At 68.0% G+C, this 21,141-nt stretch carries 18 protein-coding genes and 1 pseudogene; 13 read left to right on the top strand and 6 right to left on the bottom strand.

Annotation, left to right across the window (positions count from 1 at the left end):
* Positions 1-111: 111 nt before the first annotated feature.
* From IM543_13945 to IM543_13930, 4 genes and pseudogenes are all read left to right on the top strand, one after another.
* On the top strand, positions 112-2,610 hold the full coding sequence (locus IM543_13945) for a TonB-dependent receptor (protein ID QOY92710.1): 2,499 nt from the start codon (positions 112-114) through the stop codon (positions 2,608-2,610).
* A gap of 17 nt (positions 2,611-2,627) precedes the next feature.
* The gene (locus IM543_13940; protein QOY92709.1) at positions 2,628-2,774 is read left to right on the top strand and encodes a hypothetical protein; all 147 of its coding nucleotides are present in this window, start codon (positions 2,628-2,630) and stop codon (positions 2,772-2,774) included.
* 83 nt (positions 2,775-2,857) lie between these two features.
* On the top strand, positions 2,858-3,100 hold the full coding sequence (locus tag IM543_13935; protein QOY92708.1) for a hypothetical protein: 243 nt from the start codon (positions 2,858-2,860) through the stop codon (positions 3,098-3,100).
* A 179-nt stretch (positions 3,101-3,279) separates the two neighbouring features.
* A pseudogene (locus IM543_13930) lies at positions 3,280-3,564 on the top strand (IS3 family transposase).
* A 177-nt stretch (positions 3,565-3,741) separates the two neighbouring features.
* Here IM543_13930 and IM543_13925 read toward each other — a convergent pair.
* The 4 genes from IM543_13925 to IM543_13910 all read right to left on the bottom strand — a co-directional run bounded on the left by IM543_13925 (position 3,742) and on the right by IM543_13910 (position 7,252).
* A complete protein-coding gene (locus IM543_13925; protein ID QOY92707.1) occupies positions 3,742-4,230 on the bottom strand; it encodes a DUF2726 domain-containing protein in 489 nt (162 codons plus the stop codon).
* 311 nt (positions 4,231-4,541) lie between these two features.
* A complete protein-coding gene (locus tag IM543_13920; GenBank protein ID QOY92706.1) occupies positions 4,542-5,351 on the bottom strand; it encodes a hypothetical protein in 810 nt (269 codons plus the stop codon).
* Between the two features lie 3 nt (positions 5,352-5,354).
* The gene (locus IM543_13915; GenBank protein ID QOY92705.1) at positions 5,355-6,089 is read right to left on the bottom strand and encodes a hypothetical protein; all 735 of its coding nucleotides are present in this window, start codon (positions 6,087-6,089) and stop codon (positions 5,355-5,357) included.
* Complete coding sequence (locus tag IM543_13910) at positions 6,089-7,252, bottom strand: exo-alpha-sialidase (protein ID QOY92704.1); 1,164 nt, start codon at positions 7,250-7,252, stop codon at positions 6,089-6,091. The genes IM543_13915 and IM543_13910 overlap by 1 nt, the downstream gene beginning before the upstream one ends.
* A gap of 365 nt (positions 7,253-7,617) precedes the next feature.
* Here IM543_13910 and IM543_13905 point away from each other — a divergent pair, with 365 nt between their 5' ends.
* Complete coding sequence (locus tag IM543_13905) at positions 7,618-8,727, top strand: histidine kinase (GenBank protein ID QOY92703.1); 1,110 nt, start codon at positions 7,618-7,620, stop codon at positions 8,725-8,727.
* Entirely contained in the window at positions 8,724-9,524 is an 801-nt protein-coding gene (locus tag IM543_13900; protein ID QOY92702.1) for a response regulator transcription factor, read from the top strand. Before IM543_13905 ends, IM543_13900 begins: the two co-directional genes overlap by 4 nt.
* A gap of 10 nt (positions 9,525-9,534) precedes the next feature.
* Here IM543_13900 and IM543_13895 read toward each other — a convergent pair whose 3' ends face one another.
* The gene (locus IM543_13895) at positions 9,535-10,098 is read right to left on the bottom strand and encodes a hypothetical protein (GenBank protein ID QOY92701.1); all 564 of its coding nucleotides are present in this window, start codon (positions 10,096-10,098) and stop codon (positions 9,535-9,537) included.
* A 227-nt stretch (positions 10,099-10,325) separates the two neighbouring features.
* Between IM543_13895 and IM543_13890 the strand changes: the two genes are divergently transcribed.
* The 7 genes from IM543_13890 (at position 10,326) to IM543_13860 (ending at position 20,717) form a co-directional block, all read left to right on the top strand.
* On the top strand, positions 10,326-11,126 hold the full coding sequence (locus tag IM543_13890; protein QOY92700.1) for a ferritin-like domain-containing protein: 801 nt from the start codon (positions 10,326-10,328) through the stop codon (positions 11,124-11,126).
* 10 nt (positions 11,127-11,136) lie between these two features.
* Positions 11,137-13,536, top strand: a complete 2,400-nt coding sequence (locus tag IM543_13885) for a DNA polymerase II (protein ID QOY92699.1) — start codon at positions 11,137-11,139, stop codon at positions 13,534-13,536.
* A 110-nt stretch (positions 13,537-13,646) separates the two neighbouring features.
* Positions 13,647-15,953: a PAS domain S-box protein gene (locus IM543_13880; protein ID QOY92698.1), complete on the top strand. Its 2,307-nt coding sequence runs from the start codon at positions 13,647-13,649 to the stop codon at positions 15,951-15,953.
* A gap of 173 nt (positions 15,954-16,126) precedes the next feature.
* Positions 16,127-16,645: a spore coat U domain-containing protein gene (locus IM543_13875; protein QOY92697.1), complete on the top strand. Its 519-nt coding sequence runs from the start codon at positions 16,127-16,129 to the stop codon at positions 16,643-16,645.
* Positions 16,645-17,391, top strand: coding sequence for a molecular chaperone (locus tag IM543_13870; protein QOY92696.1), 747 nt, complete (start codon positions 16,645-16,647; stop codon positions 17,389-17,391). The genes IM543_13875 and IM543_13870 overlap by 1 nt, the downstream gene beginning before the upstream one ends.
* Positions 17,392-17,403: 12 nt before the next feature.
* Entirely contained in the window at positions 17,404-19,716 is a 2,313-nt protein-coding gene (locus IM543_13865) for a fimbrial biogenesis outer membrane usher protein (protein QOY92695.1), read from the top strand.
* The gene (locus IM543_13860) at positions 19,713-20,717 is read left to right on the top strand and encodes a spore coat U domain-containing protein (protein ID QOY92694.1); all 1,005 of its coding nucleotides are present in this window, start codon (positions 19,713-19,715) and stop codon (positions 20,715-20,717) included. The genes IM543_13865 and IM543_13860 overlap by 4 nt, the downstream gene beginning before the upstream one ends.
* Positions 20,718-20,775: 58 nt before the next feature.
* Here the strand turns inward: IM543_13860 and IM543_13855 are convergent, their stop codons facing one another.
* Positions 20,776-21,030, bottom strand: coding sequence for a hypothetical protein (locus IM543_13855; protein QOY92693.1), 255 nt, complete (start codon positions 21,028-21,030; stop codon positions 20,776-20,778).
* Positions 21,031-21,141: the final 111 nt, after the last annotated feature.

Genomic DNA, 21,141 nt, shown 5'->3' with positions numbered 1-21,141 from the left:
TAAATATGTCCAAATGCAAGCTTTGCGAATTGACATCCTCTAGCGTGCCCAGCAGTATCAAACGACGCCCCGCGACTTCCGGCGTGTTGACAACAACAAGAGGACATCACGATGCAGAAACATGTGACGCAAAAGACTGTACTGGCCGTGGCCATCGCCTCGCTGTTTTCGGGCGTCCACGCGCAGGATGCCGCGCCGGCTCCATCCACCGATCCTGCGGCCGCGGCCACCGTGGTGGTGACCGGCACCCGCGTGGCCAACCGCACCGCGCTCGACACCGCCGCGCCGGTCGACATCATCTCGGCCGAGACCCTCAAGAACAGCGGCAGCACCGAAATGACCCAGGCGCTGTCGATGGCGCTGCCCTCGCTGAACTTCCCGAAGCCCGCCATCACCGACGGCACCGACACCATCCGTCCCGCCACCCTGCGCGGCATGGCCCCCGACCAGACCCTGGTGCTGGTCAACTCCAAGCGCCGCCACGCTTCGTCGCTGGTCAACGTCAACGGCTCGATCGGCCGCGGCTCAGCGGCGGTCGACATGAACACCATCCCGACCGCGATCGTCAAGAGCGTCGAGGTGCTGCGCGACGGCGCCGCCGCCCAGTACGGTTCGGACGCGATCTCGGGCGTGGTCAACCTGCGCCTGCGCACCGACCGCAGCGGCGGCGAAGCCAGCGTCACCTACGGCGCCCGCAAGACCGAATACGAGCTGTGGAACGATGCGCCCCCGGCCGGCGCCACCTGGACCGCACCGAACGCGCGCGAGCGCACCGACGGCCAGACCGCCACCGTCAGCCTCTGGAAGGGCCTGGCCCTGGGCGAGGACGGCTACCTGACCATCGCCGCCGAATACAAGGACCAGCACCGCACCGAGCGCAGCGGCTACGACATGCGCCAGCAGTACCCGCGCGTGGCGGGCGGCGGCTTCGACCCGCGCGAACTCACCATCGACCGCTTCAACGCCTGGTACGGCGATCCCGAGATGGAACAGCTCACCCTGTTCGCCAACGCCGGCTACGACCTGGGCGGCGGCGTCAAGCTGTATGGCTGGGCCAGTGGCCAGAACCGCTTCGCGCGTTCGGGCGGCTTCTTCCGGCGCGCGCTGGACGACCGCAACATCGCGTCGATCTACCCGGACGGCTTCCTGCCGATCATCGCGCCGACCGTGAACGACTTCTCGGCCACCGGCGGGGTCACCTGGCTGGCCGGCAACTGGGACATGGACGCCTCGCTCGGCTACGGCCGCAACCGCATGGCCTACGACATCGAGAACACCCTGAACCGCTCGATCGGCCCGGGCAGCAAGACCGCGTTCTACGCCGGCGGCTACGCCTACGACCAGCTGGTGTTCAACCTGACCGGCGTGCGCTCGCTGGACGTGGCCGGCCTGGCTTCGCCGCTGAACATCGCGGTCGGCACGGAAGCACGCCGCGAAGGCTACCAGCTGTTCGCGGGCGAGCCGGATTCCTACCGCGCCGGCCCGGTGATCTTGCCGAACGGCACCCCGGCGGCGCCGGGCGCCCAGGTGTTCCCGGGCTTCCGTCCGAGCAACGAGGTCGACGCGCACCGCAGCGCGATCGGCGCCTTCGTCGACCTGGAAGCGAACATCACGCCGGAATTCCTGGCCTCGGTGGCGGTGCGCGGCGAGCACTACTCCGACTTCGGCAACAGCCTGGCCGGCAAGCTCTCCGGCCGCTACGACTTCAGCAAGTCCTTCGCGCTGCGCGGCGCGATCCAGAACGGCTTCCGGGCGCCGTCGCCGCAGCAGCAGTACTTCACCGCGACCTCGACCAACTTCATCAACGGCGTGCCTTTCGAGATCACCACCTTCCGCCCGACCGACCGGGTGGCGGTGGCGCTCGGCGCCAAGCCGCTGGAAGCGGAAAAATCGGTGAACGCCTCGATCGGCGCGGTGCTGCGCTTCGACCCGTTCAGCATCACCATCGACGCCTACCGCATCGACATCGAGGACCGCATCATCCTGTCCGAGAACCTGACCCAGACCAACGTGCGCAACTACATCATCGCGCAGGGCATCAATGGCGTGGGCGGCGGGCGCTTCTTCATCAACGGCGTCGACACCCGTACCCAGGGCGTGGACGTGGTGCTGAGCTGGCCGATGAAGACGGCGAACGCCGGTAATTTCGACTTCACGCTGGCGGGCAACTTCACCGACACCAAGGTGACCAAGGTGCCGGTGACGGCGCAGTTGGCCGCGCTCAATCCGGCACCGGTGCTGTTCGACCGCCTGAACGTGCTGTCGCTGGAGAAGGGCCAGCCCGAGAACAAGCTCAGCGCCAACATGAATTGGAAGCTGGGCCAGTGGGGCGCGACCCTGCGCGCGACGCGCTACGGCAAGGTGCTGCAGCCCGGCACCACGGCGGCGCTGGACTTCTGGATGGGGGCCAAGACCCTGGTCGACCTGGAAGCGCGCTACGCGCTGACGCCGAAACTGAGCCTGGCGCTGGGCGCGGACAACCTGTTCGACCAGTATCCTGAAACCCAACCGCCGGCGCTGAACAGCACGGGGAACACGCCCTTCGCCAACTACGCGCCGTTCGGCCGTAGCGGGCGTTTCATCTACGCCCGCATGAACTACTGCTTCTGATGTCCTGGAGAGGCGACATGCTCATCCGGTCCGGCGGGCCGGATGACGGCACGCGGCCGGCAAGCGACGTCGAACAAGGCGCCATGACGATCGGCGACTTTTTCTCTTGTACGGATTCCAACTGGGACATTTTGTCTCGATGTATTGAAAGTGCTTTTGAGTAGAATGCTTCACAAACTGCCGCAACGCCATCCCTGGATGGTGTTGCCGGCGCTTTCTCTTCTCTCATCTGCATTGGTTCAACATCATGGATTGGTTTCCCATCGTCGCCGGTACGTTCAAGGTTCTCGCCTTATGCATAGGCATGTTCTTCGCCATCAAGTGGCATTACGATCAAGGGAAGAAAAAGCAGCAGATGGATACGCGCGCGGTGCTGCGCGCGAGCGGCCAGGTGGCCGCAATTTTCGTGCTGTCGCTGCTGGGCCTCGGGTTCTTGACCTTTATGCTTGCCAGCAAGCTCGGCTTGGACATGCGCTACCCGTGGTGGTAATGGCGGGGCGGCCGCTCTCCGGTGCTGCGGTAGCAATGCCCCGATAGCGCTATTGCTCAGCCTTGGCAGGCAGCTCAGTGCTCGTTTAACGCCAGGCTGATTGCGTCGGATGACGGTGTCGACATCATGCAGGTCGAACAGCAGGTTTGGCGTGAGACAGCTGCCCGGTCCCCGCTGCGTTCAGCAACTATGACTGGCGCGATTTCCTGGACCAGCACAATCTGCAGCAAAGCATGAGCCGGCGAGGGAACTGCCACGATAACGCCGTCGCCGAGCGCTTCTTCCAGCTCTTAAAAAGGGAACGAATCCGACGCAAGACTTACGGCACCCGGGAAGAGGCAAGGCAGGATGTCTTCGATTACATCGAGATGTTTTACAATCCGAAGCGCCGGCACAGCTTCAGCAATGACGTGTCGCCAGTTAAGTATGAAAAGCAGTATTTCAAGCGGCTCGCGAGTGTCTAGGAAACTCGTGGCGATTCAGTTTTTCGTTTGGAAATTCTAAGATGAGCATAAGGAAGAATACCGAAAGGCCATGCCGCAGCCTGAAAAAAGCCAACAAAAGCCCCAATTCTTCGGTCTCCTGAAGGACTGCTGGCGGCAGGAAGCTGACGATATCGACGGCTTAGGCTTCGTTGATATTCAGGCTACAGTCGCTTTGGAGCTTGTGGGAGCAGATGCCGGCAGAACGGCGGCGCGCACGAGCTCCACAGTTGGCTTGCTTTTGGACTGAAAGCGCACTGTCCGGATGCCAGCCTGCTGCAGGCGCGCATCACGCACCTCATCTTTCTTGCGCGAATGCGTTTTGTCGTCCAGCTCAACCACCGCGACAACCTGGCAGCTGCGATCGCACACTACATAGTCCACACGCTGCTGGGCGATGCGGAGATAGTCGCTATATGCGCGCTTCTTGTCTTTTGCGCCACCTTCGATCAGGGCTGGCAGAGCAACCTGAGGGAAGATGTAATGGTCTGGCAAGGCGACGATCAATCGACCGAAAAACTCGGATTCGTTCTCCGTCATTAGCTGGCGGGACTTGTAGTCTTCTACGCTGCCGACACTTTTTAGAAGTGCCTGCCCGATGACGACGGCAATCAATGCCACGATTGCAACTACCAAAACGACTTTCATCTCTGCGATGCCTCTTCTGTTCGACCTTGGTTGACCGGCGGTCCAGCATAGCAGGTCGCGATGGTTCAAAAATCTCAGAGTGTCACGAGGGTCTCAGCATGTACGTTCGTTAAATGTTCGATCGTCTCGCATGCCTGATTCTCGAGGTAGACAAAACAGTCTCGATCGAGGCGAAGCGACCAGCCGAATTGCTCATGATACGGCCATGCGTCGGGATGCGCCTTCGGACCTTGCGTTCCGCGATGAGATCCTTCAGGCGCGGCGGGTGGGGGCGATGCCTCGCTAGCGGCGCGGACCACCCCGCGAACGGCTTACGCCGGCGGCAGCCCGGCGCCAGCCCCTGCACTGAGCAGCCACGCCACCAGGAGCAGGAACACCATCCCGCCGGCGAACAGCACCGACAGGCGGCGGATGTCGGCCGCGTTCTCGAACAGCGGTGCGCGCAGGTAGTTCACGCCCGCGAAATAGGCCGCGAACACGGTCGCCAGGTAATGCACGGCGCCGAACATCTCGCCCAGCTCGCCCTTGCGCGGGTGCTCGATCAGGGCGTGCGACAGCGCCACCAGCACCAGGTAGATCACCGATGCCAAGAGCGGCGGCAGGTACAGGCCCAGCTTCTCGACCCAGCGCTGCACGCCCGGCTTGGTGCGCGCCACCAGCGGCAGGACCAGGTTGTGGGTCAGGCCGGCGATGGCGATCAGCTTGAGCAGCACGTTCTTGTGCAGGCTGCCGTTGCCCACCGCCAGGTTGTGGATGTTGGTCTCGGCCTGGCGGTTATTCTGCAGGAAGAACTCGGGCGACTGCACGTTGAGGATGCGCTGGAACCAGCTGATCTCTTCCAGCGCGGCCAGGGCGCACAGCAGGCTCAGGCCGCCCAGGGCGAGCAGTTCGAGCAGGCCGCGGTCGCTGCGTTTCAGGCGCTCGAAGAAGGCGAATCCGAGCAGCATGGCGATCACGCTGAAGCACAGGAACTGCATCCACTCGACGATGCCGTCCTCGACCAGCAGGCGCCACAGCGCCGCATTGTCGCCCCTGGCGGCGATTGCCAGCACCAGGATGAAGATGTTGATGACAATCCCGGTGGCGATGGCGGGATGGAGGAAGGACTTCTTTGTTGCCACAAACTACTCCTTGATAGGTGAAAACGGTTCCGCGCCGGCCGCGCGCAGGGCCGGCAGCTCGTGCTGGCCGTGCTGGCCGGGCTGCGGCTGGGCCGGGCGCCCGGGCTTGCCGCGGCGCAGCCCGACGCGCACCGCGGCGGCGCCGAGCGCGAACAGGGCCCAGCCCCACAGCAGCGGGTCGAGCAGGGCGTCCCACAGGTTCCCGGTCGGCAGCCGCGCGAGCGAGAACAGCAGCACGGCGGCGAGCGCCGCGCCGGCTTGCGCAGGGCTGCGGCCACGCACGATGGCGGCGGCGCAGGCCAGCGCCAGCAGCATGGCCAGCAGCGGGGTGAGCCGGGGCCCGAAGCCGGCATAATACAGGCCCAGCGTCAGCAGGCCGATCGCGTCGAGATAGAGTACGGAGCCGACGGCCGCCAGCACGGCGGCCAGCCGCAGCGGCATGGCGCCGGCCAGCCCGGACGCTGCGGCCGGCGCGGCGCGCCAGCGCGCATGCAGCTTCACCGCGCACAGCGCGGCCAGCATGCCGCTCGGGTACTGGAAGGCCAGGCCCAAGTGCCAGGCCGGCGAGGCCTGGCCCGGCAGGGCCATCAGGAGCAGGCTGGCGGCCGCGATGCCGGCCAGCGCGCGCCGCGGCAGGCGCCGGCCGGCCGGCCAGGCGCCCGCCACCAGGGCCGCCAGCACCAGCGCCCACGCCAGGCGCGCGTACACGAACTGCCACGAAAGCTCAGGCAAACCCATTAGATGTTCTCCCCAATCTTGATCCGGAACCGGTGATGCGCGATCGCCTGGCGCTGGAAGGTGTAGGTGACATGCAGTTCCTGGCCGACCTGCTGCATGGTCGGATAGGAGAATTCGTCGCCGGCGCTGCCGCTGGCCACGTCGGCCACGGTGCGCCACGTCCGGCCGTCCTTCGACAGCGACAGGCGCAGCAGGCTGCGCGCCGAGCCGCCGGCGCGGATGTGATTGTGCAGCATCAGGAATTCGCCGTTGGCCAGGCGCAGCACGGCCATCGAGGTGTCCTCGTTGTTCAGGTCGAGCGGCGGCAGGTCTTCCCAGCTGGCGCCGCCGTCGCGGCTGCGGGCAACCTGCACGCGCCGCTCGTCGCTGGCGTCGCGCATCCAGGCGCGCGCCTCGTGCGGGGACACCGGCACGATCGCCGGCTGCAGCGTGGTGGTGCGTTCGCCAATGCGCGCGACCCCGGTCGGCTCGCCGTCGGGGCCGAAGGCCATCAGCATCGGGTACTTGATGCCGAGTTCGAAGTAGACCGGCAGCCACCAGCCGCCGTCGGCCAGGCCGACCGCGTTGGTGCGCACCAGCACGCTGGTATTGAACAGGGGCGACATCGGCAGCACGCGCTTCATCGCGAAGCTGGCGCCTTCGTCGCTGGAGACCAGGTGGGCCACGCGCGACGCGGCCCATCCGCCCAGGCCGGTGGCCACCACGTACAGGTGGATGCGGCCGTCGCTGCCGGTCCAGGCGACCGGGTTGCCGACGCGGCGCACGCCGAAGCCGAGCGCCTTGCCGAGCGATGCGCGGCTGGCGACTTCCCACGGGGCGCCCCATTTACCGTGTTGCCACTGCGAGGCGTAGACCTTGACGTCCGGGCCGCTCTCGCGGCTGCCGGCCCACCAGAAGGTCAGCATGCGGTCGCCCGGCAGCGTCGCCATGGCGCTGGCGTGGGCCGATGGGGTATTGCGCGGCATCGGGATCAGGGAGCGCGACAGTTCCGACAGGCTGACCCGCCCGGGGACCACGGTGGCGATGGTGGAGGGGGCGGCGGCGGCGCGGGCGCCGAGGGTCCAGCGCGCGGCTTCGGCGGCGCCGATGGCGAGCACCGCGGCCAGGCAGGCAAGGGCGGTGCGGCTGCGGGCGGCGGCACGCTGTGGCAGGGAAAGCTCCATAGACTCCTGGCGAATCCGGGCGGATTCGGTAGCAAATCCGCGGCACGCTATTTGTTATCGATTTCTGAACTGCAGGGTACGCAGCGCCGCCGTACGGAATCGTGTTCCCACGGTCTCTTTCAGGAGAAGCTGGCTGTGCTCACCAAGCAAGCGGAATAGTCCTATAGGACTAGGGCATTATCCTACAGGAAAGAGCCCGAATATGACACATGCATGTAGGTATTGGTGGCCATCGGCGCCACAATCCGGTCGACCGGGATGCCGGTCCACGGCGCCGGAACGCCGGTTCGTCGCAGCCGGCTTGCCGGCGCCGCGCTGGCTGGGCAGAATGCAGCTTGACCTTGCCACATGAACAAGCCAGACCCATGCGCCAGCCCAGCCACGCCCTAGCCGCCATCCCCGAAGCGCCTCCCGGGCGCATCGTCGCCACGATGCTGCGCGACCTGCGCCTGGCCGCCCTGGCCAGCGTGCTCGCCGCCGTCCTGATCGTGCTGCTGGTCAGCCGCCCCGAGACCCTGCCCGAGCAGCTCGTGTATTCGCTGTGTATCGGCGTGCCGGGCTTTGCCGTGGTCGACCTGGTGCGGCTGCGCTTCTGGCCGGTGCTGGACGGACATCCGGGGCGCTGGCTGGCCTTGGCCGGGGTGATGCTGCTGGTCGCGCTGCCGGCCCATTTCGTCGGCATCCAGGTCGGCGCGCTGCTCGTCGGCGATACTCCTCCGAGCCTGGCCGCCTACCCGAGCGTGGGGCGTGTCAGCTACATCGTGTTCACCTTCCTCGGCCTGGTCGCCATGACGCTGCTGGTGGTCCACCGCGAGCGTCTGCGGCGCATCCGCCAGGAGCACCAGGAGGCGCGGCTGCGCGCCGAGACCATCGAGCGCCAGGCCCTGCAGGCGCAGCTGCGCCTGTTGCAGGCCCAGATCGAGCCGCACATGCTGTTCAATACCCTGGCCAACCTGCAGGGCCTGATCGCCATCGATCCGGACCGCGCCAATGCGATGCTGGACCAGCTGATCCAGTACCTGCGTGCCACGCTCGGCGCCACCCGTTCGGAGAGCACCACCCTGGGCGCGGAATTCGACGCGATGCAAGCCTACCTGGGCCTGATGGGCGTGCGCATGGGCGAGCGCCTGGCCTACCGCCTGGAGCTGCCGGCCGCGCTGCGTCAGGCGCAAGTGCCGCCGATGCTGCTGCAACCCCTGGTCGAGAACGCGATCGTGCACGGCCTGGAGCCGAAGATCGAGGGCGGCGAAATCACCATTTCGGCCGTAGCCGACGACGGCCAGCTGCACATCCGCGTGCACGATACCGGGCTCGGTCCGGGCCGGAGCACCGGCCGCAGCGGCGGCGGCGTCGGCATCGATACCACCCGGGAGCGCCTGCGCGTGCTCTACGGCGAGCGCGCCGAAATCAAGCTTGCGCCCGCACAGCCGCAAGGCACCCTTGTCCACCTGAGCCTACCTTTGGAGACCGCATGAGCATCCGCGCCCTGATTGCAGAAGACGAACCGATCCTGGCGGCGACCCTCGCCCGTACCCTGGCCAGGCTGTGGCCCGGACTGGAGATCGCCGCGACCGCCCCGAACGGCCTGGCCGCCGTGGAGCAGGCCCTCGCCCTGCAGCCCGACCTGTTGTTCATGGACATCAGGATGCCCGGCCAGAGCGGCATCGAGGCCGCCGAGGAGCTGGCCGAGCGCTGGGAAGGCCCGGCCCCGTTTCCCTATGTGGTGTTCGTGACGGCCTACGACGACTATGCGGTGCAGGCATTCGAGCAGGACGCGGCCGACTACGTGCTCAAGCCGGTGAACGAGACGCGTCTGGCGCGCACGGTCGAGCGCCTGCGGGGACTGCTGGCCGGCCGCGCCGCCCAGGCGGCCGACCGGCGCGACGACCCGCTGGCCGACCTGGTCGGCCGGCTGCAAGCCTTGATGCCGGCCAGCCCGGCGCCCGAGCGCCTGCAGTTCGTGCGCGCGGCGGTCGGCAACATGGTGCGCATGATCCCGGTGTCCGAGGTGGTGTTCTTCCAGGCCACCGACAAGTACGTCAGCGTGGCCACCGGCGAGCACGACGCCCTGATCCGGCTCCCGCTCAAGGAATTGCTGCCGCAGCTCGATCCGGCCCAATTCAGGCAGATCAACCGCAGCACCGTGGTCAACATGGCCTGCGTGGCCAGCGCCGGGCGCGACACCATGGGCAAGGTGCAGCTCACGCTGCGCAACCGGCCCGAGAAGCCGCGCGTCAGCCCGGTGTATGCGCAGCTGTTCCGCCAGATGTAGGCGCCCCCGGCTAGGGCAGTTCGATGCCGCGCGCCCGGCCGCCGCGCGCCAGCCGCAGCACCGTTCCCAGCAGCAGGTGCGCCGCGAACGAGCAGGCCGCGATGGCGCTCGCGATCAGCACCGGCAGCACGGCGCCGAAGGTGAAAGTCAGGCCCAGCGCGAAGCCGAGCACATACTCGGCGCGCCAGGCGTGCACGCACAGGGCGGCGCCGAAGGCGCCGAAGAAGATCCAGCCGACGGCCGGGTGATCCAGGGTGAAGGCCAGCGACAGCGCCGCGGCCCACAACAGGCTCACCGTGAAGCGGGTCTGTGCGAGGGTGCGGAAACGCTCGCGGCTGCCGACCTGCACCAGGGTGGCGGCGCGGCGCTGGATGCGCCCCACCAGGAACCAGACCAGGCAGGGGACCACCAGCAGTCCCCACCAGTTCGAGATGGCGGGCAGCTCGGGGTTGTTCAGCAGGTGGTGCGCGGAAACGCCGCCGTGGGCGGTCTCCCACCCGAGGTGGGCGACTTCGGCGGCGAAAGCACAGGCGGCGAGGATGAGGCGGGAATGCAAGGCAGGGCGGGCAAACATGGCGCGGATCCTTTGCAGTGAACCCGGCTGGGGAGGGAGCGCCGGGCCGATCATATTAGCAAGCTTGCCGCTTTGGTCACAATGTCCCTTGGGTAGAGTGTTGCGCCGATGATGCATTGCAGCATCGGCGCAACATTTCCGCAACATCGGCGCGATGCTGCGTACCCGCAAGGTGGCCCACGCGCTTTGGTACACTAGCAGCTTCGCAATTCCTGAAAGCCTAGACGATGGCGCAACCGCTGGAGCTTCGCGCACGCGCTCTGCAAGCCCTGCTCGAGACCGACCCCGCCCGCAAGACCGCCGGCGTGGCGGCGCTGGTGAGCGCCCACCGCGCGGGCGCCTGGACCGTGGACCGCGATGCGGCGCCCACCGCGCCGGAAGGCATTCCGGGACGTCCCGCCCAGCCCGCGCTGGTGCCGCCGCGCCTGGTCGGCCGGCGCTCGATGGCCAGCGTCGAGGGCCGCGCGATGCTGGTGCACGCGCTCGCCCACATCGAATTCAATGCCGTCAACCTGGCGCTGGACGCCCTGTGGCGCTTTCCCGGCATGCCGCAGGACTACTACACCGACTGGTTGAAGGTGGCCGGCGAGGAAGCGCTGCACTTCGAGATGCTGTGCGCGCACCTGGCCACGCTGGGCTACGCCTATGGCGACTTCCCCGGCCACGACAGCCTGTGGGAGATGGTCGAAAAGACCCGCGGCGACGTGTTGGCGCGCATGGCGCTGGTGCCGCGCACGCTGGAGGCGCGCGGGCTGGACGCGATCCCGCCGCTGCGCGCCAAGCTGGCCCAGGCCGGCGACCTGGATGCCGCCGCCATCCTCGACGTGCTGCTGGTCGATGAGGTCGGCCACGTCGAGATCGGCAACCGCTGGTACCTGCACCTGTGCGGCCTGCGCAATCTGGAGCCGGTGTCGACCTATGCCGAGCTGACGTTGCGCTACGGGGCGCCGGTGCTGAAAGGCCCGTTCAACATCGAGGCGCGGCGCCGGGCGGGTTTCAGCGAAGCGGAGCTGGCGCACTATTCCTGAGACCACGGCGATGGATACTTCCGCCCTGCAGGGCTTCCTGCTGACCCGGCACTGGAAAGATGGCGAGAACGGCACCGAGGTCGAATTCTGGGTCGCCACCGACGCCGGCCCGCGCCGCTTGCGGATCGCGCCGCAGACCCCGGTCGCCTTCGTGCCGGTAGAGCAGCGCGCCGCGGCCGAGCTGGTGCTGCACGGTGAGACCAAGGGGCGCGGCCCCGAGGGCTGGGAGCTGCGCGAATTGTCCCTGTGCGACTTCCAGCATCGTCCGGTGCTCGGTCTGTACTGCCGCCACTACCGCCAGCTGCTGCGCCTGGAAAAGCGCCTGCGCGAATTCGGCGTCGACGTCTACGAAGCCGACATCCGCCCGCCCGAACGCTACCTGATGGAGCGCTTCATCACGGCGCCGGTGCTGGTGCATGGCAGCCCCGATCCGCAGCATCCGCAACTGGTTCTGGATGCCCAGTTGCGGCCCGACGGCGACTACCGCCCGCAGCTGCGCCTGGTCTCGCTCGACATCGAAACCAACCAGCACGGCGAACTGTATTGCATCGGGCTGGAGGGCTGCGGCCAGCGCCAGGTCTACATGCTGGGCGCGCCCAACGGCGCCGAGCGCGCGCTGGACTTCCAGCTGCAGTACTGCGCCAGCCGCGCCGAATTGCTGGACCGCTTGGAGGAGTGGATAGCCCGGCACGACCCGGACGCCATCATCGGCTGGAACGTGATCCAGTTCGACATGCGCATGCTGGTGCAGGCGGCCGAACGCCTCAAGCGCCCCTTGCGCCTGGGGCGCGACGGCAGCGCCATCGAGACCCGCGAGCATGGGCGTTCGGAGCATTTCTTCGTCTCGATCGCCGGCCGCCTGGTCATCGACGGCATCGAGGCGCTGCGATCGGCCACCTACAGCTTCCCTTCGTTCAGCCTGGAGTCGGTGTCGCAGGCCTTGCTTGGGGAGGGCAAGGCGATCGACAATCCCTACAGCCGGATGGACGAGATCAACCGCATGTTTGCGCAGGACAAGCCGGCGCTGGCCTTCTACAACCTGAAGGACTGCGAACTGGTCACCCGCATTTTCGAGAAGACGGAACTGGTGCGCTTTTTGCTGGAGCGCGCCAGCGTCACCGGCCTGGCGGTGGACCGCAGCGGCGGTTCGGTGGCGGCTTTCGAACACCGCTACATGCCGCTGATGCACCGCCAGGGTTTCGTGGCGCCGAACATCGGCGACGTGGCGGCCGGCGACAGCCCGGGCGGCTTCGTGATGGACTCGCGCTCCGGCCTGTACGATTCGGTGGTGGTGCTCGACTACAAGAGCCTGTACCCCTCGATCATCCGCAGCTTCCTGATCGACCCGGTGGGCCTGGTGGCGGGCCTGGCCGAACCCGAGCAGAGCACGGTGCCGGGCTTTCGCGGCGCGCGCTTCTCGCGCACCCGGCACTGCCTGCCGGGCATCGTGCGCCAGGTCTGGGAAGGCCGCGAAGCGGCCAAGCGCGAACGCAATGCGCCGCTGTCGCAGTCGCTCAAGATCATCATGAACGCCTTCTACGGCGTGCTGGGTACCACCGGCTGCCGTTTCTTCGACCCGCGCCTGGCGTCCTCGATCACGATGCGCGGGCACGAGATCATGCACCGCACCCGCGCCCTGATCGAAGCGCAGGGCTACCAGGTCATCTATGGCGATACCGACTCGACCTTTGTCTGGCTCGGCGGTCCGCATGGGCAGGAAGGGGCAGGGCGCATCGGGCACGCCCTGGTGGAACATGTCAATGCCTGGTGGCGCGCGCACCTGGAGGCCGACTACGGACTGGCCTCGCACCTGGAGCTGGAATTCGACACCCACTACAGCCGCTTCCTGATGCCGACCGTGCGCGGCTCGGACGAAGGCAGCAAGAAGCGCTACGCCGGCCTGGTGATCGCGGCGGACGGCAGCGAAGAGATGGTCTACAAAGGGCTGGAGACGGTGCGCACCGACTGGTCGCCGCTGGCCCAGCAGTTCCAGCAGGAGCTCTACCTGCGCGTGTTCAAGCGCGAAGCCTACCAGGACTGGGTGGCCGACTACGTGGCGCGCACCCTGCGCGGCGAGCTGGACGAACTGCTGGTCTACCGCAAGCGCCTGCGCCGCCCGCTCGACGACTACGAACGCAACGTGCCGCCCCACGTGCGCGCGGCGCGCATGGCCGACGCCTACCATACGAGCCAGGGCCGGCCGCCGCAGTATCGCAACGGCGGCTGGATCCGCTATGTGATGACGACCGGCGGTCCGGAGCCGCTCGAGCTGCGCCAGGCGGGAAGAAATTCGCCCATCGACTACGAGCACTACCTGACCAAGCAGCTCGAACCGATCGCGGACGCGATCCTGCCCTTCCTGGGCGACAGCTTCGTACGCCTGACCAGCCCGCAGGCGGCGCTGTTCTGAGCGCGCTTCGCCACGTCTTTATGCGATCGGCATGAGTCGCGCACGCACGGCACCGCTGACCGGAGCGATGCGCTAAACTCGTCACAACGCGGCAAGAAGAGGGGAGAGCAATGCCAGGTTTGCGGCGTGTGTTCAAAGGAATTCTGCCCAGCGGCCTGTCCGGCTACATGGCGCTGGCGTCATCCGGGCTGTCGATCATCCTGACCGTGGTTCTGGTGACCCTGGTGCAGAAGCAGGCCATCGAACACGTCAAGCAGAACATCGGTTATGGGCTCGGCGAGCTGGCGCAACAGACCGCCGACAAGCTCGATCGCGGCATGTTCGAGCGCTACCGCGAGGTGAACCTGGTGGCCAGGCGGATCGCCGAGCTCGATCCGCGTACCCAGGCGGACAAGCGGCGCCGCATGCTCGACGACGCGGTCCAGACCTATGGCTACTACAGCTGGTTCGGCCTCGCCGCGCCGGACGGCACGGTACTCGCGGCCGCGCGCGGGCTGCTCGAAGGCGCCAATGTCGCCCAACGGCCCTGGTTCGCCAAGGCGCTGCAAGGCATTCATATCGGCGACGTGCATGAAGCGGTGAAGCTGGCCAGCCTGCTCGAGTCGCCCAAGGGCCAGCCGCTGCGCTTCGTCGACGTGGCCTTTCCGGTGCTGGGTCCCGCGGGGGCGCCGGTAGGCGTGCTCGGCGCACACCTGTCCTGGGAGTGGGCGCGCGACGTGGAGCGCTCGGTGATCCTGCCGATCCAGTCGGCGCGCCAGGTCCAGGCCCTCATCACCAGTGCCGAGGGCGTCGTGTTGCTGGGCCCGCCAGACCTGCTCGGACAGAAACTCGAGGCGACCAGCCTGGATCAGGCGCGCGGCCGCAAGGGTGTCGGCTATGCGCTCGAGACCTGGCCCGACGGGAAGAAGTACCTGGTCGGCTACAGCCAGACCACCGGTTACGCCGAGTATCCCGGCCTGGGTTGGGTGGTGCTGCTGCGCCAGGAAGTGGACAATGCCTATGCGCCGGTACGGGCGCTCAGCCAGAACGCCTTGTGGACCGGCGTCAGCCTGGCCCTGCTGTTCTCGCTGGCGGGCGCCCTGGTGGCCAACTGGATCACGCATCCGATCAAGCAGCTGCAGCAGTACGCCGACCGGATCCGCAAGGGAGAGTCGCCCGCCTCGGCGCCAAACTCGCATGGCTACGACGAAGTGCACAGCCTGGCGAGCGCGCTGAACACGCTGCTGGACGACCTGCTGCGGCGCAGCCGCCAACTCGAGTCGCTCAACGAAACGCTGGAGCAGCGGGTTGCCGAGCGCACCGACGAACTGGCCGGCGCGCTCGGCGCCCTGCGCCAGAACGCGGAGCGTATCCAGACCATTGTCGAGACCGCGCACGACGCCTTCATCGGCATGGACCGGATGGGCGTGGTCACCGACTGGAACACGCAGGCCGAGCGGCTGCTCGGCTGGACCCGGCGCGAAGCGGTGGGACGCGCGCTCGGCCCGCTGGTGCTGCCGCGCCGCTACCAGCCCGGATTCGAGCGCATGCTCGACGAGTTCCGCCGTACCGGCAGCACACGCGAACTGACCGGCCGCATCGAGCGCACGCTGGTGGCGCGCGACGGCCAGGAACGCACGATCGAACTGTCGGTCGGCCTGGCGGGCGAGGATGGGCGCGGCTTCTTCAGCATCTTCATGCGCGACGTCTCGAGCCGCAAGCGCATCGACCAGATGAAGAACGAGCTGGTGGCGACCGTCTCGCACGAACTGCGCACGCCGCTGACCTCGATCCGCGCCTCGCTGTCGCTGCTGAACGCGGGCGCCGCCGGCGAGATGGATGCCGACGCCAGGGAACTGATCGAGATCGCCTACCGGCATTGCGAGCGGCTGGTACGCATGGTGAACGACATGCTCGACATCGAAAAGCTCGCGTCGGGGAAACTTGCGATCGCGCCGGCGCCGGTGCCCTTGCTGCCGGTGGTGCGCGACGCCCTGGCCGCGATCCGGGTGCAGGCGGCCGAGGCCGGGGTGAGCCTGGAAACCCGCTGGGAGCCGGCGCTCGAATCGCTCGTCGTCGAGATGGACCGCGACCGCATCACCCAGGTGCTGCTCAACCTGTTGTCGAACGCGGTCAAGTTCGCCCCGCGCGGCAGTGCGGTGGAGGTGTCGATCAGCAATGGCGCGCCAGGCGTGCGGGTCAGCGTGGCCGACCGCGGCGCAGGCATCCCGGCGGCCTTCCGCGACCGCATTTTCCAGCGATTCGCCCAGGGCGATCCGCAGGCCGACCAGAAAACCAGCTCGGGACTGGGACTGGCGATCAGCCGCCAGATCGTCGTCGAGCATGGCGGCCAGCTCGGTTTCGCCGACCGCAAGGGCGGAGGAACCGTCTTCCACATGGACTTGCCGCTGCTGCAGGACCTGCATACGGTGCGATGAGCCCGTCCGGTATGCAAGAAAGGGCAAATATTGTTGCTATCCAGCATCACTATTGCGGCTTTCACGTGCCGAATCGGCAAATTCAACAATTGCGACTTTACTGATTTTGCTGGATTGTGCGATAGTTGTCGTACGGCAATCGATGCCGGACACCGACAACAGGAGCAAACAGCATGCAAGCGCGTACCCGCCTCTTCGTAACCAGCCTGATCAGTGCAGCGTTGATGCCCGCCGCGGCGATCGCTGCCGTCTACAGCAACGGCGTGCCGAAGACCGCGAGTTTCGACGTCTCGATGCGGATCGTTGCCGACTGCACCATTGCCGCCACCGGCATCGATTTCGGCCAGAGCCAGGGCGTGCTGACCCAGGCCGTGACCGCTAACTCCAGCATCAATGTCACCTGCACCAACACGACGCCGTACAACATCGGCCTGAACGCCGGCACCGGCACCGGGTCGAGCGGCACCACCCGCTACATGAGCGGCACCGGCGCCAACACCGGCACCGTGCGTTTCGACCTGTTCCAGGCGCCCGGCAGCGGCCTGTGGGGCAATACCCAGGGCACCGACACCGTCGGGGGCACCGGCAACGGCACCCAGCAAACCCTGACCGTGTATGGCGAAATCCCCGCCCAGGCCAGTCCGGCGCCGGACGCCTACAAGTCCACCATCACCGCCACCGTGTACTTCTGATGACGCATCCGCACGGCTTGCGGCGCTGCCTGCCCGCCATCCTGGCCTTTGCCGGCGCGATTCTGGCGGCGGTGTTGATTCCGCCGCAGGCGCACGCCGCCAACCTGCAGATCTCGCCGGTGTCGATCAGCTTGCGCGGCGCCCAGACCGCGGCCGGCATCACCCTGCAGAATTTCGGCGACCAGCCGCTGTACGGCCAGGTGCGGGTGTTCACCTGGGACCAGAAGGACGGCGAAGAGGTGCTGTTGCCCGCAACCGAGGTCGTGGCCAGCCCGCCGATCATCGAAGTGGCCGCCCGCGCCAGCCAGACCGTGCGTCTGGTGCGCCGCGACGGCCAGCCGCCGGCGCGCGAGCAGACCTACCGCATCCTGATCGACGAGATTCCGCGCCTCGAGCCCGGCGCCAGCGGCGTGGCGATCCGGCTCCAGTATTCGGTACCGGTGTTCGTGCTGCCGTCCGACGTGACACTGGCGCCGCGCCTGGCCTGGTCGCTGCTGAAGCGGGACGGCGCATGGTTCCTGCGCGCCCGTAACGATGGCGGCATGCATGCCCAGATCGGCGCCACCACCGTGCGTACCGCCGCTGGCAAGGAAATTGCGCTCAGCAAGGGCCTGCTCGGTTACGCCCTGGCGGGCCGCAGCCGCGAATGGCGGCTGGACGCCGGCAGCGCCGCCATCGCGGCGCCGCTGGCGATCAGGACCACGGTGAATGCGCAGGCGCTCGAGGCCTCCGCAGACCGCGAATAGCTCGCTCCCGGCATGGCAAGGCTGCGAAGCTCCCGCACGGGCGCCCGGCTGACGGGGCTGCTGCTGGCGCTGGCCGCGTCGGGCGGCTTCGCCCAGGGCCAGGCGCAGCAGCTCTACCTGGAGGTGAGCATCGACGGCAAGCCGACCGGCGCGGTGGCGCCGTTTCGCCAACTGCCGGATGGACAGCTGGTGGCCGAGGTGGGCGCGCTGCGCGAGGCCGGTCTCGACACCGCCCGGCTCGGCATCGACGGCCGCCCGGAAGTGGTGCTGGGGGAGGTGCCCGGGCTGCGTTTCAGTTTCGACCAGGCGCGGCAGAGCGTCGACCTGGGCCTGGAAACCAGCCTGCGCGCGCCCACCGTGCTGCAGGCGCGCCGCACGCCGGGCGCGCAGCCGGGCAGCGTCACGACGGGTGCCGTGCTCAACTACGACCTGTACGCACGCTTTGGCGCCCAGCGCGGCCTGTCGGTCCTGCACCAGGCGCGCTGGTTCGGCGCGCACGGCGTCCTGGTCAGCAGCGGCCACGCCAGCCTGCATGACGCCCGGCGCCGCTATGTGCGGCACGACACCACCTGGACCCGCTCCGATCCCGACACGCTGTCGACCCTGCAGGTCGGCGATCTGGTCACCCCCTCGCTCAACTGGTCGCGCGCCTATCGCATGGCCGGCGTCGAATGGCGCAAGAACTTCGAACTGCGCCCGGACCTGCTCACCTTTCCGGTGGCGGCGATCGCGGGGTCGGCAGTGGTGCCCAGCAATGTCAGCCTGTATGTGAATGGGATGCAGCAGATGGCGCGTCAGGTGGAAGGCGGCCCTTTCGTGGTGGACGGCATTGCCGGCCTGAATGGCGCCGGCCAGGCGACCCTGGTCACCCAGGACGCGCTCGGCCGTTCGGTGTCGCGCACGGTGCCGCTGTACGTCGATACCCGGCTGCTGGCGCCGGGCCTGAGCGACTTCGCGCTGTCGGCCGGCGTGCTGCGGCGCGATTACGGCATCGCCTCGTTCCGCTATGCCGGCACGCCGGTCGGGACTGCCTCGCTGCGCCACGGGCTGAGCGACTGGCTGACGCTGGAAGCCCACGCGGAGGCCGGCCGCGGCCTGGCCAATGCCGGCGCGGGCGGCCTGCTGCGGCTGGGCATGGCCGGTGTGCTGAGCGGCGCCGTGGCGGCCAGCACGGGGCGTTACCGCGGTCTGCAGGCGCAGCTGGGCTACCAGTACGTCTCGCAGCGCTTCGCCTTCGACCTGCAAAGCACGCGCGCCAGCCGCGGCTACGGCGACCTCGGCAGCCTGGAAGGACAGGCGGTGAGCCGCGCCGGCGACCGCGCCAGCCTGAGTGGGGCGCTGCCGCTGCTGGGTAGCCTGAGCGCCAGCTATATCCGCTACGAGTCGCCCGGCGTGGGGCCGGCGCGGCTGGCATCGCTGGCCTGGTCGCGCGCGCTCGGTTTCGGCTTCTACCTCAGCCTGAACGCATGGCAGGACCTGGACCGGCGCGCCGCACGCGGAATGATGGCCTCGCTCAGCATGGCGCTGGGATCGCGCATTTCCGCCAGCGCCAGCGGCGGGCGCCAGAACGGCGAGGCCGGGCGGGTCGCGACCCTCACGCGCGCCCCCGACTTCGAAGGCGGCTTCGGCTGGGCGCTGCAGTCGGGCGGCAGCGGCGCGCAGCGTTTCAGCGGCGCCCAGCTGCAGTACCTGGGCGCGCGCGGCATGCTCAACGCGGGGCTGCAGCGCAACGCCGGCAGCGGCAGCGGCGCGCTCGGCCTGTCCGGCGCACTGGTGGCGATGAACGGAACGCTGCTGGCGGCGCGCCAGGTCGGCAATGCCTTCGCGCTGGTGTCCACCGGGCTGGCCGACGTGCCGGTGCTGCAGGAAAACCGGCCGATCGGCCGCACCGACGGCGGCGGCCACATCCTGCTGCCGAACCTGATTCCCTATTCCGCCAACCTGATCGCGATCGATACGGCCGGGCTGCCGGCCGACATGCGGGTGCGCGCGACGAGCGCCCGTGTCGCGCCGCAGGCATTGTCCGGTGTGCTCGCCGCTTTCCCGATGGAGCGTTATCGCGCCGCGACGGTCATCCTGCATGATGCGAGCGGCCAGCCGATCGCGCCCGGAACGCGGGTCGCGGTGGTCGGCTCGCGCTCGGCCACGATCGTCGGTTTCGACGGCATCGTGTTCGTCGACGGCCTGTCCGGGACCACGCGCCTGCGCGTCGGCGACGATGCCGGCGCCTGCGAAGCCGAGTTTGCCTACCAAGCCGATGCGCCCGGCGGCCTGCCGACCATCGGTCCGCTCCGCTGCCTGCCCCTGAAGGAGAGCACCCGATGACCACCCACCTGGCCCGTTCGATGCGCCTGCTCATGTTCCTGTGCCTGCTGTTGGCCGGCGCCAGCGCGCGCGCCGACACCTGCGAAGCGAGCATGACCGACATTTCCTTCGGCAGCATCAACCCGATCGCTTCCGGCGACGTCCATGCAAGCGGCACCCTGACCGTTACCTGCACCTGGACGGTGCTGAACCTGCAGCCACCCCTGCTGCTGCTTCCTTCCGTGAATGTCTGCGTCAACCTTGGCGCGGGCAGCGGCGGCGGCGGCATCCCACGCTACCTGAGTAACGGCAGCCAGCGCCTGGCCTTCAACCTGTACACCGGCGCGAGCTATTCCGACGCATCGGTGTGGGGCGGTCCGGCGATCCCGGGCACCTCGGGCATCCCGACGCGCTTCGAGGGCTTGCTCAAGCTCGGTTCGGTGTCGCGCTCGTTCCCGGTGGTCGGCAGGATCGCCGCCAGCGCGCTCGCGGGCATTGGTACCGGGGGCGCCGCCGGCGCTGTCTACAGCAGCAGTTTCGCCGGGCATGGCAGCGTCAGCTTCAGTTTTTCCGGCATCTCGACCCAGCCCTGTAGCGCCGGCGCGAGCACCGCCTTCTCGTTCCGGGTGCAGGCCAGCATCGCCAACGATTGCGTGATCCAGGCAGGCAGCCTGGACTTTGGCGCCAACAGCGTGCTGTCCGGCGCGCGCCGCGCCGCTTCGGCGCTGAGCGTGCGCTGCACCGCCGACAATCCCTACCAGGTCGTGTTGAACGGCGGCATGCACGGGTCGATCGGCGCGCGCAGGATGAAGAACGCGGCGACCGGCGAGACCATTGCCTACACGCTGTCGAGTTCACCGGATGGCAGCCCATGGGGCGACGGCACGCTCGGCAGTAGTGTGTATGGCGGGACCGGCTCGGGCGCCGCGCAGTCGGTCCCTGTGTACGGCCTGGTTCCGGCGCAGCGCACGCCGTCGCCGGGCAGCTATGGCGACACGGTCACGGCCACCTTGTATTTCTGATGCGCGCGCTCGTCGCGGGAGGAAGCGCCGGCTGCCTGCCGCCGGCTGCGGCGAGGCCCTAGAACACGACTTGCCAGTGGTCGCCGGCAAGGACGGCCTGCGGGGTCGTCTGGCTGTCCGCCGCCGGCGCCTCGCGCCGGACCTGGTAGACGGTGCCCTCGGTGCATGCCACCTGGGGAGCGGACGGCGTGGCCTGCACGCTGCAGGCCGCGCGGATCACGAAGGACATTTCCATGGTCGCGCTGGCCGAACCGCCGGCGTGAACAGCGCTGTTGCCAGCCAGGAGCAGTGCCGCCAATACCAGTTGTTTCATTGCCGCCCCCTTCCTGTCGTGATGTGTCCGTCGTTGACACATCATACAAGATAGTTTCCGCACGTAAATAGTTGGCGCTTGCGGGAGGGCCTGCTCGCCGGGCGGCCCGGC

Origin of the sequence: Massilia sp. UMI-21, assembly GCA_015277795.1 — a bacterium.
GTDB lineage: Bacteria > Pseudomonadota > Gammaproteobacteria > Burkholderiales > Burkholderiaceae_D > Telluria.
This window is presented reverse-complemented; position numbering and strand designations above follow the sequence as displayed.

Excerpts from the sequence above, each read along its gene's own strand:
- IM543_13890 (QOY92700.1), top strand. The coding sequence starts at position 10,326 with ATGGCGCAACCGCTGGAGCTTCGCGCACGCGCTCTGCAAGCCCTGCTC.
- IM543_13945 (QOY92710.1), top strand. The coding sequence starts at position 112 with ATGCAGAAACATGTGACGCAAAAGACTGTACTGGCCGTGGCCATCGCC.
- IM543_13940 (QOY92709.1), top strand. The coding sequence starts at position 2,628 with ATGCTCATCCGGTCCGGCGGGCCGGATGACGGCACGCGGCCGGCAAGC.
- IM543_13875 (QOY92697.1), top strand. The coding sequence starts at position 16,127 with ATGCAAGCGCGTACCCGCCTCTTCGTAACCAGCCTGATCAGTGCAGCG.
- IM543_13885 (QOY92699.1), top strand. The coding sequence starts at position 11,137 with ATGGATACTTCCGCCCTGCAGGGCTTCCTGCTGACCCGGCACTGGAAA.
- IM543_13915 (QOY92705.1), bottom strand. The coding sequence starts at position 6,089 with ATGGGTTTGCCTGAGCTTTCGTGGCAGTTCGTGTACGCGCGCCTGGCG.
- IM543_13870 (QOY92696.1), top strand. The coding sequence starts at position 16,645 with ATGACGCATCCGCACGGCTTGCGGCGCTGCCTGCCCGCCATCCTGGCC.
- IM543_13855 (QOY92693.1), bottom strand. The coding sequence starts at position 21,030 with ATGAAACAACTGGTATTGGCGGCACTGCTCCTGGCTGGCAACAGCGCT.
- IM543_13895 (QOY92701.1), bottom strand. The coding sequence starts at position 10,098 with ATGTTTGCCCGCCCTGCCTTGCATTCCCGCCTCATCCTCGCCGCCTGT.
- IM543_13880 (QOY92698.1), top strand. The coding sequence starts at position 13,647 with ATGCCAGGTTTGCGGCGTGTGTTCAAAGGAATTCTGCCCAGCGGCCTG.
- IM543_13935 (QOY92708.1), top strand. The coding sequence starts at position 2,858 with ATGGATTGGTTTCCCATCGTCGCCGGTACGTTCAAGGTTCTCGCCTTA.
- IM543_13900 (QOY92702.1), top strand. The coding sequence starts at position 8,724 with ATGAGCATCCGCGCCCTGATTGCAGAAGACGAACCGATCCTGGCGGCG.
- IM543_13865 (QOY92695.1), top strand. The coding sequence starts at position 17,404 with ATGGCAAGGCTGCGAAGCTCCCGCACGGGCGCCCGGCTGACGGGGCTG.
- IM543_13925 (QOY92707.1), bottom strand. The coding sequence starts at position 4,230 with ATGAAAGTCGTTTTGGTAGTTGCAATCGTGGCATTGATTGCCGTCGTC.
- IM543_13910 (QOY92704.1), bottom strand. The coding sequence starts at position 7,252 with ATGGAGCTTTCCCTGCCACAGCGTGCCGCCGCCCGCAGCCGCACCGCC.
- IM543_13905 (QOY92703.1), top strand. The coding sequence starts at position 7,618 with ATGCGCCAGCCCAGCCACGCCCTAGCCGCCATCCCCGAAGCGCCTCCC.
- IM543_13860 (QOY92694.1), top strand. The coding sequence starts at position 19,713 with ATGACCACCCACCTGGCCCGTTCGATGCGCCTGCTCATGTTCCTGTGC.